10 protein-coding genes are annotated in these 14,479 nt (G+C 43.1%); 5 read left to right on the forward strand and 5 right to left on the reverse strand.

Annotated elements, in window-relative coordinates; translation table 11 throughout:
- The first annotated feature begins 385 nt into the window (after positions 1-385).
- Positions 386-3,160, forward strand: a complete 2,775-nt coding sequence (locus EQG49_RS07365) for an MMPL family transporter (RefSeq protein WP_133363370.1) — start codon at positions 386-388, stop codon at positions 3,158-3,160.
- A gap of 190 nt (positions 3,161-3,350) precedes the next feature.
- The gene (gene lepB / locus EQG49_RS07370) at positions 3,351-3,962 is read left to right on the forward strand and encodes a signal peptidase I (RefSeq protein WP_133363371.1); all 612 of its coding nucleotides are present in this window, start codon (positions 3,351-3,353) and stop codon (positions 3,960-3,962) included.
- A gap of 583 nt (positions 3,963-4,545) precedes the next feature.
- On the opposite strand, the gene EQG49_RS07375 is transcribed toward lepB, so the two are convergent.
- The 4 genes from EQG49_RS07375 to EQG49_RS07390 all read right to left on the reverse strand — a co-directional run bounded on the left by EQG49_RS07375 (position 4,546) and on the right by EQG49_RS07390 (position 9,156).
- Complete coding sequence (locus EQG49_RS07375; protein WP_165964825.1) at positions 4,546-5,517, reverse strand: prenyltransferase; 972 nt, start codon at positions 5,515-5,517, stop codon at positions 4,546-4,548.
- A complete protein-coding gene (locus tag EQG49_RS07380) occupies positions 5,489-6,163 on the reverse strand; it encodes a potassium channel family protein (RefSeq protein WP_133363373.1) in 675 nt (224 codons plus the stop codon). Before EQG49_RS07380 ends, EQG49_RS07375 begins: the two co-directional genes overlap by 29 nt.
- Positions 6,164-6,238: 75 nt before the next feature.
- Positions 6,239-7,576 carry a TrkH family potassium uptake protein gene (locus EQG49_RS07385; protein ID WP_133363374.1) on the reverse strand — a complete coding sequence of 446 codons (1,338 nt, stop codon included), beginning with the start codon at positions 7,574-7,576 and terminating at the stop codon, positions 6,239-6,241.
- Positions 7,577-7,677: 101 nt separating this feature from the next.
- Positions 7,678-9,156: a hypothetical protein gene (locus EQG49_RS07390; protein ID WP_133363375.1), complete on the reverse strand. Its 1,479-nt coding sequence runs from the start codon at positions 9,154-9,156 to the stop codon at positions 7,678-7,680.
- 233 nt (positions 9,157-9,389) lie between these two features.
- Here EQG49_RS07390 and EQG49_RS07395 point away from each other — a divergent pair, with 233 nt between their 5' ends.
- The 3 genes from EQG49_RS07395 (at position 9,390) to EQG49_RS13975 (ending at position 12,788) form a co-directional block, all read left to right on the forward strand.
- Complete coding sequence (locus EQG49_RS07395; protein ID WP_133363376.1) at positions 9,390-10,028, forward strand: NAD(P)H-binding protein; 639 nt, start codon at positions 9,390-9,392, stop codon at positions 10,026-10,028.
- Positions 10,029-10,056: 28 nt separating this feature from the next.
- Complete coding sequence (locus EQG49_RS07400) at positions 10,057-10,944, forward strand: alpha/beta hydrolase (RefSeq protein ID WP_133363377.1); 888 nt, start codon at positions 10,057-10,059, stop codon at positions 10,942-10,944.
- A 158-nt stretch (positions 10,945-11,102) separates the two neighbouring features.
- Positions 11,103-12,788 carry a DUF5776 domain-containing protein gene (locus EQG49_RS13975; RefSeq protein WP_243115697.1) on the forward strand — a complete coding sequence of 562 codons (1,686 nt, stop codon included), beginning with the start codon at positions 11,103-11,105 and terminating at the stop codon, positions 12,786-12,788.
- A 411-nt stretch (positions 12,789-13,199) separates the two neighbouring features.
- Here the strand turns inward: EQG49_RS13975 and EQG49_RS07410 are convergent, their stop codons facing one another.
- Positions 13,200-14,441 carry a metal-dependent hydrolase family protein gene (locus EQG49_RS07410; protein WP_133363378.1) on the reverse strand — a complete coding sequence of 414 codons (1,242 nt, stop codon included), beginning with the start codon at positions 14,439-14,441 and terminating at the stop codon, positions 13,200-13,202.
- Between the last annotated feature and the right edge of the window lie 38 nt (positions 14,442-14,479).

Genomic DNA, 14,479 nt, shown 5'->3' on the forward strand with positions numbered 1-14,479 from the left:
TTGTTAGTTAGTCCTTTATTAATTAGTACTTAGTAGTTGCCGGAAACCCATGTGCTGGGAACCCATTTGATGGAAATCCATGTGCTGGAAACCCGTCTGCTGGAAACCCATGTGCTGGGAACCCGGCAAATGGTGGAAAGTTAGTAGTATCAAGGGTTCACTCGCTTTTTTGGCCGTGGTATTGGTGACGTAAGTCGGAAGATTTTGAATGAATAATGCAATTTTGGCAGTGGTTAACAGGATGGAAATGCAAGGCTTTGAGATTGACCAGTTTTTTAAATCAATTCGCAAGTGCTTATGTTAGAATAGGAGCAACAATCCGAGTATACTGGGGAAGTTAGTGTCAGGAAAGAAGAGGGATAGGATTATTATTGGGCAAAGAAGTATGAAAAATGGGAAAATACGGTGGAGTATTTTAGGGTTGATTTGGGTAGTAATTTTGGGCTTAGTTTTTTTCACGATGCCTAGTACCAAGCAAGCCGTCAGCCAAAATCAGACCATTAAGTTACCGGCAAGTTACACGACAGCGCAGGCGCAGAAGATTCAGTCAGACTGGAATAGCCAAACTAAAAATAAGCATAAAATTCAGGGAAGACAGGCAATCGTTGTCTTCAATAACGGAAATAAAAAGCTTACAAAAATCCAAAGTGATAAAATAGCTAAAAAAGTTACAAACTTGAATAAACAGCGGAAACAATACGGTATTGATACGATTGTTAGTGCAAAAACATCGGAAGCTGCCGAACGTGAATTGGTCGCCACTGATGGCTCAACCCAATTGGTTCAAGTAACGCTCCAACGAAATGCGGACGTCGGTAAGTTGAATAAGGCACTTAATATTAGTGGCTTGCATGTGTATTTGACGGGATCAAGTATTCTTAATCAGACCCTAGCACAAGAGATTCGCGCCGGTTTACAGCACACAGAATTGATTGCGATTGCAATTATTTTAGTTATGTTAGTACTGGTTTTTAAGAGTCCAATTATTCCATTAACGACATTAGCCAGTGTTGGGATTAGTGTCGCGGTTTCCAAGTGGCTGGTTTTAAAAATGGTTTTGGCCGGATGGATACCATTCTCCAATTTTACATTTGTCTTAATGGTAGTCGTTTTATATGGTATCGGGACTGACTACAACATTTTGCTGTATACAAACTTTAAAAAGCAGCTGGAAACTAAGCCGTTGGCGGTAGCAATTAAGCAAACTTATCGACAAGCGGGTCGGACCATGTTATTGAGTGGCATGGCAGTATTTGTCGGGATGGCATCGCTAGCATTTGCCAAATTTGCACCATATCAATCAGTCGTCGGCGTTGCTTTGAGTATTTTGGTGCTCTTAACAGTCTTGATGACCCTGACGCCGGCGTTTATGGGGCTCTTGGGTAGCAAATTATTTTGGCCACGCCGTGAGTTAAAGCAAAAGCAGACCAATAGTCGCGTTTGGGGAACCTTAGCGAAAATTAGTATTAATCGGCCAGTCGCAACCTTGATTGTGGTCTTGGGGTTATTTGGTGGTTTGGCATTGGCGCCTAAACAAAGTGTCGACTACAATACCGCACTTGAAGTGAGTGATCACCAGCCAGCTAAGCAAGGGTTAATGGTTATTAAAAAGCATTATCCGGCTGGAATGATTAGCCCAACGACAATTTATTTGGCTAGTAATCAACGCTTGGATACGCAAGCTAATTTGCAAATATTAGATGAATTAACGAGCAAAATAAATCACATTAGTGGGGTTCAAACCGTTGCGAGCGTGACACAACCGTATGGGCAGCCTGTCGCAGAATTGTATATTGGTAATCAGTTACGAGCGGTTTCCAAAAATTTATCCCAAGCTAATCAAGGGGTCGCAGATTTACAAGCTGGGGTTGATCAGACGCAGACCCAATTGAAGCAACAAGACATTGCCCGGCAAGTAAAGGCGATTGATAAGTTATCTGACGGGAGTGCCAAGGTAGCGAAGGGTACTAAGAAAGTTGCCACGTCATTAAACGAAGCAAACGCCACAGTTAAAAAAATGGCGAAGTATTTGAAAAAGCACCAGAAGGATTTGGATGAGCCCCAATACGCATTGCTCTCGATGTATCTGGAAACCTTGCAGACGAAGCTAGGTAAAGATGCACCGACGATGACGGATGAATTAGTCGATAAGGCGAACGCATTAGTAGCCCCAATCAATGAATTGTCAAAGGGCGCCCAAAAAGTCAGTGCGGGTAATCAAGAATTGGCTGCTAAAGTGGAAACCTTGCCCGGCGAACAAGCTAAACTGCAAGATCAGTTGGATAAATCTAAAACGGGTTTAGCTGGCTTAAAGACAGGGATTAAAAGTTTAAATGGTTATTTAGCTGAACTTGAAAAATCACCAGCTGGCCAAACGTTCTATGTACCTAAAACAATGATGCGGAATCCAAAATTCCAACCAGCACTGAATAATTATTTAGCACCCAACCGAAAAACAGCCAAGTTACTAGTCATCTTGACGGTCGATGCTAGTTCACCACAAGCCATGAAAATATTTGATCAATTACAAACGATTACCAAGGGAACGTTACTCGGAACCCCGTTGGCGCAAACCAAAATTGCGATGGGTGGTGGTACCGCAACCACACATGATTTACGCCACATTTCGCGCGCTGACATGCAACGCACGATGTTAATTATGCTGATTGGTATCGGAATTGTTTTGATTTTTGCAACGCAATCATTGTTGCAACCAGTCTATATTTTGGGCTTGTTATTATTAATTTATCGGTTAACTTTAGTAATCACAAATTGGTTAACTTCCCAAGTCTTGGGGCAAACCAGTTTGACGTGGACGACACCGTTTTTGGTTTTTGTAATGTTGTTATCGCTCGGTGTTGATTACAGCTTATTTTATCTAAAACATTGGCATAATAACGGTTGGCAATTGAGCGGACTTGCGGGTGGCGCACGGACGATTGGGATTGTGGTCGAAGCAGCAATCTTGATTTTAGGCGCAACGTTTGCCGCAATGTTACCGGCTGGGGTAATGACGTTGAGTCAAATTGCGTTGGCGATTATGACTGGTTTAATATTATTGGGAATTCTCTTACCGTTAGTTTTGCCGGCACTATTAACGCTAACTTACCGGAAATCCAAAATAAACAGTCATGAAGCGGAAACACGGATTAAGGACTAAGCAGTTAAAACTGAATACAATCCGCTAGCTCGATTGAGTTGAGCGGTGGTGTAGCGTTTTTCGGCCAACTCCGTCTAAGAATTCACGGATAGTGTGACCTTTTTACGAATAAATGGTAGTATCGTTTGTTAGTCACTCAGTAATCGTTTATAATTAGTCGATAAACAGATAATTAAGGATGAAAATATAAATGAAAATTATTAAAGGAATCTTGAGTTGGGTATTACCAGTGTTGATTGGTTTGGCAATTGCGATGTTGATTCGCCATTTCTTATTCACATTGGTACGAGTTGACGGAACGTCAATGACCCCTAACTTGCAAAATAATGAACGAGTCTGGGTTGTGAAGCCTGCAAGTATTCACCGCGGAAGCGTCATCGTGTTCAACGCCGATGGTGAAGATCCAGCAGTGACTGGTACGAAAGATTACGTTAAGCGTGTAATCGGGATGCCAGGCGATACAGTATCAAACAAAGACGGGGTCTTATTGGTTAACGGTAAGCAAGTCGATGAAAACTTTATCAGTAAGTCAGAAGCCACTGCTGGGACTGCTAACTGGGATAACTTAGAAATGCTTGGTATTAAGCAACGTTGGCAAGATACGCCAAGTGTCAAAGTACCAAAGGATCAATATTTCGTCCTTGGTGATCACCGGAGCGTTTCAAACGATAGTCGCTACTGGGGCTTTGTTCAAAAGAAGAAAATTCTTGGTGTGGTCAAAGTACCATTTTGGCTTAAGAATCCCGCTAAAGATAACATCAATAAGCAGTGGGAAAACTTCTACAGCACTGAAAAAAAATAACGCTATTAATGAATTAATTCATGCCAGTTTTGGTAGTGAACCAAAAAAATCAGCCCGTCACGATGACGAGCTGATTTTTTATTTTATTCTAGCGTGGGATTGAATAAAATTGGCCACTACGTGCCGGTAAATTACTTGGCGCACCACGCTGGAAGCACATTGCCAAGCCGAAGTGCGGTCTTGGCAAATTCGGATAAGCTGGGACTCTAAGGAATAAATTCCTCAGCGTCCTCATCTTATCCTCAGCGGAAATATGTGCTGCACACATATTCCCCCAGGCGCGGTGTAAAGGCTACGCCCGCCAAGTAATTTACCGGCACTCCGTTAGTTGGCAATAATGCTCAAACTAGCAAAAAACAATCGTAGGGTGTAGATTCAATAAAATCAGTTATCGCTGATTTTGTGATGTGCTCAAAATAGTGCCTAAGGGATATTCCGTGGTGCGTGACTATTTTTAAACAAATGTACGGAAAGGGCTAGAGCATAACTTATCCAGCCTACAAAACAAGCCTGATTTCTCCTTATTGTAGTAAGGTAGAAATCAGGCTTGTTAGCGAACAAAAGGCTGCAAAACATCGTTTATCTACTTATGACTAATCAACATACCAATGAAGTAAGTCACTGGATAAACCATCAGTGGTAATGAAATGGCTTTGAATAAACCTTTAAACGTGGTTTGTTTAATTTGTTCACGCCAGAAGGGGGCGCTCAATTTCCAAATTACTGGTAAAAGTAGAATGGTAATGAGGGTTAACCAAGGCGCTTTATCTTCCAAGACGAGTGGAATCGTTGTTAATGGTCCAACGATTAGTAAGAACTGGATTAAGCGCACGGCCACAGGCTTACCAAGATAGAACACGAGCGTTTTGCGGCCGTTGGCAATATCTTCACGAAGGTCGGCGGTATTATTCCCAAATGAACCAATAAGCATTACTGACCATAATGGAACTGTGGCTAACAAGATTGAAAGTAAAACGTGTGGCTGGCTGAAGTTCACGAGAATTTGGCCGTTGATGTGGGTGTTAATATAGACGACCGTGGCTGGAATAACGAACCCAATCGACATACCAGTCGCAATTTCACCAAAGGGCGTGCCGTTTAAGCGTAAACCGATTGAGTATTGAATCGCCACGAAATATCCGATGAGACCAAAGAAGATTACGGGCCAGTGCGAGATGTCCATGAGAACGATACCTAAGACAAAAGTGATCAGGTACATCATAATTGCTAAGCGCATGACACCCTTGACTGGTAAATGTAGTTTGCCAATGGTGCTGGTATGCTTTTGATACCCCTCAGTATCGCGGGCTTTTTGATAGTCCATGACGTTGTTGAACACATTGGTTGCCCCATCAAAAATCAACATCAGGATTAAGCCAACAATCGTGTTGCGAATGCTAATTTGATGGAAGTTAAATTGGGCAAATGCCAAACCGAAAATAAACCAAAATATATTGAGTGGGGCGTGGGAGATTTCCGCCACTGCCGCAAAATTTTTCCAAGTTAACCATTTTGTATACATGCTCTTACCTACCTTGATAGTTGGTTTTTTCATCGAACGCATCAATTTGCTTGTTGCGACCAATGACCGATAAAATATCGTTTAACGCAATTTTTTCGTCTGGCCCAGGCGTAACTACCACGTCATTGTTACCATGGCGCACGGCAATCACATTTAGCCCAAATTTATTCCGTAAATCAATTTCGCTTAAAGTTACCCCGGCAAATTTGGGGTTGTTAATCCGGACTTCGGCTAAACTGTAATCGTCGCTTAAGTCGATGAAATTTAAGATGTTAGGCGTCATCAGTTGGTGCGCAACTCGGCGACCCATTTCAGCTTCGGGGTGCACGATTAAGTCTGCACCGATACGTTCGAGAACTTTAGCGTGGACATCAGTTTCCGCCTTGGCGACGACGTGCTTGGCGCCTAGATCTTTAACTAGAATCGTGGTTAAAATATTAGCTTGGATATTGTGCCCGATTGAGACAATGACATGGTCAAAACTGGCAATATCTAAGTCACGTAAGGCATCTTCATCCTGCCCATCAGCAATGGCGGTGTGGGTGGCAATGTCCATATAATCTTGAACAACTTGTTCGTTGGAATCAACACCTAAAACCTCTTGATTGGCATCGCTTAATTTTTTTAAGAGACTACCACCGAAGCGACCTAGGCCGATAATTGCAAAAGTTTGTTTCATAAGAATCCCTCGATTTTTTTGCATGCGATATGCTTATGTTGGTAAAGGACAAGCAAGGATTAAAAGTTTGCTAGCTTAACCAATCAGAATATTTTCTTCTGGGTAACGGTAAGTGGCGGGTTTGGCGTGTACATTCAAGACGGAGAACATGACGGTGAAAACACCGACCCGGCCGACAAACATGACGAGCATAATCAATATTTTCCCAAAAACAGTTAAGCTCGGTGTCAGTCCTAATGAAAGACCAGTTGTGCTGAAAGCCGCAAAGACTTCAAAGCCGATATATTCAATCCCAAACTCGCGGGGTGTTTGTTCAGTCATGGATAAAACTAACGTGACCGCGCCTAAAAATAGGGCCGACACAAAGACGAGCATGAGGGCGCGGTTGATGTTTGATTGACTAAAACGACGATTACCAAATGTCACATCTTCTTTGCCACGTAAGGCAGCCCAGGTTTGTAACCACAAAATTCCTAAGGTCGTGGTTTTGATACCACCAGCCGTTGAGCCCGGCGTACCCCCAACGTACATCAGAAACATCGTAAAGGCAATTCCGGCTAAGGAAACTGCTGAATACGGCATGATTTCAAAACCGGCTGTCCGCGGTGAAACGGCCATGAACAACGTATCAATGACCCGATTACTAAATGACAGCGTATGTTGGTAAAAGTCCAAATTGTGTTCAGTAATCATAAAAATGACAAACGCCATTAAAATTAAGATAAACGAAGTGCCCATCGCAATTTTTGAGTGGAGCGAATAGCGGTGCAATTTGGGGTAGAGTAAAATATCCCGCCAGACGAGGAACCCGAGACCACCAGCAATAATCAAGATACTGGTTATGCTCAACATATAAGGGTCGTTGGCAAAAACTGAGAAATTTTCCGGAAAAATGACGAAACCAGCGTTCCCAAATGAGGAGATTGAGTGGAAGACACTATAATACAGTCCCCTAGTTACCCCAAAACGGTCAATCAAATCAGGTGCTAATAATATGGCGCCAATGGCTTGAATGACAATTGATAAGCGAATGACATACTTGGTGACGGTATGGGTATCCGAGAGGTTCGCCAGATTGAGCGAATCTTTGACGAGGAGGCGCGTACTTAAATCCATGCGCCGATTAGCCAGCGTATAAAGCATGGCGGTAAACGACATGAAACCTAATGCCCCAATTTCCATTAAATACATAATGACCATTTGGCCAAAGACAGTCCAATGGGTGGCCGTCGGAACAACCGTTAAACCAGTGATACAAGTTGCTGAGGTCGCCGTGAACAACGCATTCATGAAGGTCGTATGATTCCCTTGCGTGGTTGCAAACGGTAAAAGTAACAACAACGTACCAATGAAAATGATACTAAAGAAACCCAATGAGAGGGTTTGTGGGAGTGTTAAACGATGCTTGTGCATAGGCGCATCTCTTTTCGTAAATGTAATTAGTCTAAGTTTACCAAAAAAAAGCACAAATGAAGGCGATAATTCGCGGACATTGTGCTTTTTGTACTATTTATTTAAAATTTAATGCTGTGTGCTGCGGGGAAATTATTGAGTAAATCAGCCCAATTAGTTGTCGTTGCGTAATGTTTATCGGCAACTTCGAGTGAGTCGTCATCATTTAAACTGGTCATTAATCCCTTTTCAACCGCGGCTTTAATTACTTGTTGCTCAGTATCAGGCAAGAACGCAAGCGTTGGTAAGGTGTATTTATCATCTTCGTGCCATGCATCGTTAAAGTCACGGGCTTGTTGCATGCCCCAACTGAAAATTGAGCCGTTGATTTCTTGTCGCGCAAGGCGGGCAGCCGGAGTTGTAGTTGGATCTTCAACCCGGGATTTCGCCATCCGGACAGCCACGCGATACCGATTGTCTAAACCTAAGGCATCAATGAATGAATCTAAAATTTGTAGTAGGTGACTAGCACCTTCCGCAATCATTGAAGGATCAGTTGGATTTTCCAAGGCAACCATGTGGTTTAATTCCCGACTGGCTGATAATTCTTCGGCGGTTGGTGCCGGATTATCCATGGCGAGGGCAAACATCGCAAACAGATGGAAGAAATCCAAGGTCGTTGATGAAATCCCATTAATATCAAATGGATCAGTATCGAATATCCGGAACTCCAGGTAGTGGATGCCATCAGTCAAGTAATCAGCTGATGTCGCTTGGCCTTTGAGTCGAACCGGACCATAAAACTCATCTGCGGAGAAGAAGGTGTGATCAGTTACGGCTTGATCAAGGGCGGCCAGGTGGTCGGTCAATGAAGCGTAACTGGCAGTTATATCTTCGTCGTCGGCATTATTGAAGCCAAATTTGCTGGCCCGGAAACTACGCACAGGTTCAGCTTGGAATTCACTAGGAATTGGCATGCTGGCATTTTCACTAAAAGGTGCAGCCCCAAAAAGATAAGTGAATAACCAACGGTACATGGCGAAACGTTGGACGATTTTAAAATAAGCGGTGTTCTTGAATGCAACGAATGAGGTGAAGTCCGCGTGATAATAACTATCATAGAGCTTCGTCAAAAAGGTCTCATTCAGGCTGAAATTGATGTGGACACCGGTCATTATTTCGCGGTCGAGGCCATATTTGCCTTTTAAATAATCGCGATATTCCTGATACCAAGTCCGTGCAAAAGTGTCATCAAGCCATTGGTAATCAGCTGCTGTAAGACGTGGTGGCATACTAAGGGGCCAGATTAATTCGTCAGGTTGTAAGTTTTTGCGGAGGATATCTTGGAGAACTGCTAATTTGCGGAGGGCATCATCTGATGAGTCCGCTGGTCCGGTGATAAGTTCAGTTTGCGTTTCGCTAAAATCAGATTGCAAATAAGGGTGAAAAGTCCGCGAACCAAATGCGGTTGGGTGGACGTGTCGGCTTAATTTGCCATCTTGTAAGAGACGGTGTTCTTCGACTTCAATTCCAAACCGCCCCTTGGTTAAATCAGTAACTAGGTTGTTGGCTCGGATAACATCTAATAAATTTTCTAACATTTTATTATCTCCTTAGATTCCATCCGAATCTATAAATCGTTGGTGCTGAGTTCACATTTCCAGTGAAATATTATCTAAATTATACGTTTAAATTGACGAAAAACCTAGGTAAAACAAGATATTTGCTAAAGTCCGCAATCAATGTCGGTTGAAGTGTTTAGCTAACTTGATTGAATGTTATAATTACAGTTAGTAATTGTCACTTTACAATATCATTTGGGAGGTTTTGGATAATGAAAATTGGAATTATTGGTGCCACTGGTAATGCCGGATCAGCAATTTACAAAGTTGCGCAACAACGGGGGTTAGATGTTACCGCAATTGTGCGGAATGCGGCGAAAGCACGTGAAGTGTTGGGGGCGGATGCTAATGTTATCGAAAAGAATGCTTTTGCACTCACCGCTGGCGATTTGACGAAGTTTGATTATGTCGTGAACGCATTTGCAACACCAACAGCGTATCAGCATATTGATTTGGCAGCTAAATTAGTACGGGAGTTACGCGAAAATAAAACCACAAAAATTATCTTTATCATCGGCGCTTCATCGCTATTGAAACCAGATGGTACGAAGTTACTTGATAGTTTATTACAAGACGAAAATGCGGCTAATTGGATTGCGACACCAATTGAGCAAGCTAAGGAACTAACATTTTTAAAATTAATTGATAACGTGGAATGGTTGGCTGTATCACCACAGGCTAATTTTGTACCAGGTCCAGCGGCAGAATATCAACTGGGTGTTGATCATTTGCTATTCAACGCGGCAGGTCACTCAATCGTTTCGACGGGTACGATGGCAGAAGCACTTGTCGATCAAATCGAAAACCCAACCGTACCGGTACGAACACGTTTTACCGTTGGTGATAAGTAACAGATTGAATTGAAGGATGTATTAGGGCATGAAATTTATTGAACGTGATTACCAATTTGAACCGGCTGATGTCAGTGGCATCGACAAGCAGTATCATGATGTTGCTTATATGGCAGGCTCACGCCATACGCTAGATATTTATTATCCAAATGTTCCACGTGAAACATATCCGGTAATTATTGATATCTACGGTGGTGGGTTGTATTTTGGTGAAAAAAGCTCACACAAATTGCAAAACTCGTTAGCGTTAACGGAAGCCGGCTACGTTGTTGTGAGTCCCAACTACTCGTTGATTTGGCAAGCACCGTTTCCAACCCAGATTTATGAAATGAAAGCAGTTATTCGGTGGGTGCGTGCACAGGCTAAGCAATATCAATTCGATCCAGAGCGGATTGTTTTGAGTGGTGAGTCGTCGGGTGCGCATTTGGCAGTATTGACGGCCGCCACGGCGAGCGTCAATAAAATGTGGAGTGATTTTGGCGATTATTTAACAGTCGATGATACGGTTGCTGCCGTGATTGCATCATATGGTCCGTATGAATTTGATACCTTTGCAGCGCAGTTTGCGGTGCTCGGTATTGATAACAAGTACGCTGAAACGGGTACGGCTGGTTCATTTGAAGGGCAGATGTTTAATCAACGCGCCCCAAAGGATGTCCCAGAGCTAATCCGGGAATACAATCCGGCAACGTATTTTACACCGGCGATGCCACCATTAATGTTGTTAGCGGGCACAGCTGACAAAGTCGTCCCAGTTTTGCAAAGTCAAAATTTGGCAGTGCAAGCACTTAACTCGATGGATGCCAAAAAGGTCACTTGGCGCTGGATCAATGATGCTAATCATGGTCCAAAAGACTTTGCCACCCCAGCAATTTACGAATACAAACGTAATTGGCTAGCTAATTGGTTAGCGTAAAAATTAATAAATTGAGTACTGACAAACGATTCCGAGGGTTATCGTTTGTCAGTATTTTTAGTTAGACGATATAATTAAAGGAATGACATATTCTAAAGCAACGGCGGGACGATTTTTGCCAGCAAGTAAACTATCAACGAGAAAGTATGAGCGAGTCGATGAAAAACAAAATTATAAAAACGCTTTTGGTGACGACGGTGATGGCTATAATTGCTAGTACTGGAGTCGCAATAAATTCAAATGAAGAAATTAATCAGGTAGATGCGGCGACGAAGAATATTAGTAAGAAAGCTACGAGTGTCTACACGAAAAAGAATATTGTTATGTATCAAGATGTAACTTTGAAGCGGGCGGTTAAGGGTGAATTAAGTAAAAATACATTTGTCACCGGTAAAGTTATGACGAACAAACGGGGACAAGTCGCTTTTAAAATTAAAAAAGGGCGTTATGTGGCTGCCACGACAACTAGTTTAGGTGTGACGAAGATTAAGGCGCGCGATTATTACGTCAGCAACCCGGGCAACGTAGCCGTGAAAGCAGCACAGAAGACATATGCGAATACTAATTTGACGAAATACAAGAAAACAGTGAGCGCCAAAAGCTATCTTAAAGTGAAGGGGATTGTTTGGAATACAAAGGGCAAACCGGTACTAAAGACCGATGCCGGTTATCTGCTAATTAAGAAGAACAAATTATTACCGGTAGCGAAAAATCTTAGTGGGTATTTAACTAAACAGCCAGAACGCGTGATTTTAGTGCGGAACACACAAGGCTTGAAACAAGGTGCTATTTACCCAGTCACCAATTTCAACTGGGTGAGCGGTTATCCGGAAGTAACTGTAAGTGGTGGCACGAAGATTCGGGCGGCACGAAGTACGGTAGTCCAACCCCGTGAAAACATTGGGAGCTACTATACGACGCAATTGCCTAAGGTTGTGGTGGTTAAGAATACCACGGTGTACAAAGACGTCGATTTAAAAAATAGTGTCGGCACGAAAAATACCGGCGCAATTGTGACGGTTAACAAATTAACGTACACCACGGCAGGAACCCCATGTTTCCAATTAAGCGATGGGACTTACATGACGACGAATAAGAATAATAGTCGACCTGTCGCGGCAGATTTGAGTGATTACTACACGACTAATCCTGGTCAGGTACAAGCAAGCACAACATTAACAGTTTATAGTGCACCTAATTTCGGGTCAGCTAAAGAAGTCAAAACAATTGCTGAAAACCAAGTTATTAATATCCAGGGGATTGAGTGGGATGCGGATAACCATCCCGTATTCGTGGTTGATGGTGGTTACATCACAGCTGCTAAAAATAATGTTAACAAGGTGATTTCGATTGCCAGTTTCTATCCAACCGTAACGACCCAAACTAAATTTATTGTGCAATACGCCGAGGCAGCACGAACGGTGGCAAAATCATATGGCTTATACGGTTCCATTCAAATGGCCCAAGCTTCATTAGAAAGTGGCTGGGGTTCATCGGAATTAACGAAACAAGCGTTAAATTTCTTCGGTGTTAAGGGATCGTACAACGGTGAATCGGTGACCATGCGGACTGCCGAATATAACAGTAACGGCCAGTTATATTATGTCGACGCAGCCTTTAAGAAGTATCCAAATGCAGCGGCGTCATTCGTCGATAATGCTCTCGTAATTCGGAATGGCCCAAGTTGGAACCATAACTATTATGCGGCAGCATGGCGCGAAAACGCCCCAACTTATCAAGACGCAACGGCGGCATTAACCGGACACTATGCGACAGATCCAAACTATGGCACAAAGCTAAACACTCTAATTGCGACGTATCAATTAAACGTGTTATGTGATTAGGCAAACAGGTTAACAAAATCAAAAAACGCAAATCGATTAAGATTTGCGTTTTTTAGTTTATTTTAAATTTTAGTGATTTAGTATCGACAGACATCCAATGTGTACTAAATGCGTAAGTTTTCTAGCAGTTAAATATCACTAGTTCTCCATATCAACGGAGTGTCTGGAAATTGCTTGGCGGGCGGAGCCTTTACACCGCGACTGGGGGAATATGTGTAAGCACATATTTCCGCTGAGGATGAGATGAGGAGTCTAGGGAATTTATTCCCGTAGAGTCCCAGCTTATCCGAACCGACCAAGACCGCACTTTGGCTTGGGAGGCTGCTTCCAGCGTGGTGCGCCAAGCAATTTCCAGGCGCGTAGTGGCTATTATACTCAAATTAGTATTACCACCCAAAAATGCAGAACAATTTAGAACCCGAGGTGACCTCTGTCTAATGGGTATAAATCAGCAAAATCATTGTGATAAGGTGTCGTGACAATTTTACCGGTATGCACAATGTCATTAGGTGTTTGGAGCGTCTTGATATCGTGAAGCGGATTAGCATCCAAAACCATAAAGTTAGCGAATTTACCAACTTCGAGGGTACCGTAATCGGCCGTAATATCTAACAAATCAGCTGAGTTCTGAGTAGCTGCTCGTAAGACTTGGAGATTAGTGGCCCCAGCAATGGTCATTAATTCAGCTTCGAGAGCGGTGTCGCCAAAACCATTTAATGGTGAACCGGCATCAGTTCCCAACGCAATTTTGACACCATCGCGAGCGGCCATGCCAAAACTGTTGAAGTGTTTTTCAACCCAAGTGTATGATTTATCAACCATCCATTGGGGTAAAATACCATCACCACGTTTGATGATGACGTAAGGGGCAATTAACGTTGGCGTTAAGTATGCGCCGGTTGCATGGAAAAGTTCCAATGCTTCGTCATCCATTTCAAAGGCGTGTTCAATTGAATCAGCCCGGGCCCGTAAAGCGGCTTTAACACCTTCGAGTGGTTGTTCGTGCACTGCGACCTTGATGCCTTTTTTATGGGCTTCAATGATACCAGCGCGCATTTCAACTTCACTCATTTGGAATTCCCATGGTTGTTCCTTTGGTGCAAAAGCAATTCCGCCCGAAGCCATGTACTTAATAGCGCCAGCGCCGGCTTTTAGGCGTTCGCGGACGCCTTTGCGCATTTCTTCGGGGCCATCAACTTCTTGACCAGCCTTAGATCCGTGTCCGCCAGTTGTAGTGAAAGCGCGGCCAGCAGCGATTAATTTCGTGGTGTCATTTAAGGCGCCTTTTTCAGTTAAGCGTTGTAAACCAATATCAAAATCGTGCGCAGTTCCCAGTGCTCGGGTGTAAGTTACGCCGGAATGGAACAATTCATTTAAATTTTTGAAAGCTTGATCAGCATATTCAAATGGTTCCAGCGGTGTTTTAGGTGCGTAAGGGAAAACTTTGTTGACGATGTGGACGTGACTGTTAACCATCGCCGGCATCACATATTTGCCATGTAAGACAATTGTTTCGTCCGCCAGTGGTTGTTCGCCAGTGCCAGTTTGGATAACCCGACCGGTTGTCGTATCAGCCAATAACCAACTGTTATTAACGAATTCTTTGCCAGTACCATCAAATAACGCGAAGTTTGTATACAAAATAGTTGCCATTATTTTACCTCCATTAACGTGCTGGCAAAGCCGGATTA

The sequence above is a fragment of the Periweissella cryptocerci genome (assembly GCF_004358325.1).
Classification (GTDB): domain Bacteria; phylum Bacillota; class Bacilli; order Lactobacillales; family Lactobacillaceae; genus Periweissella; species Periweissella cryptocerci.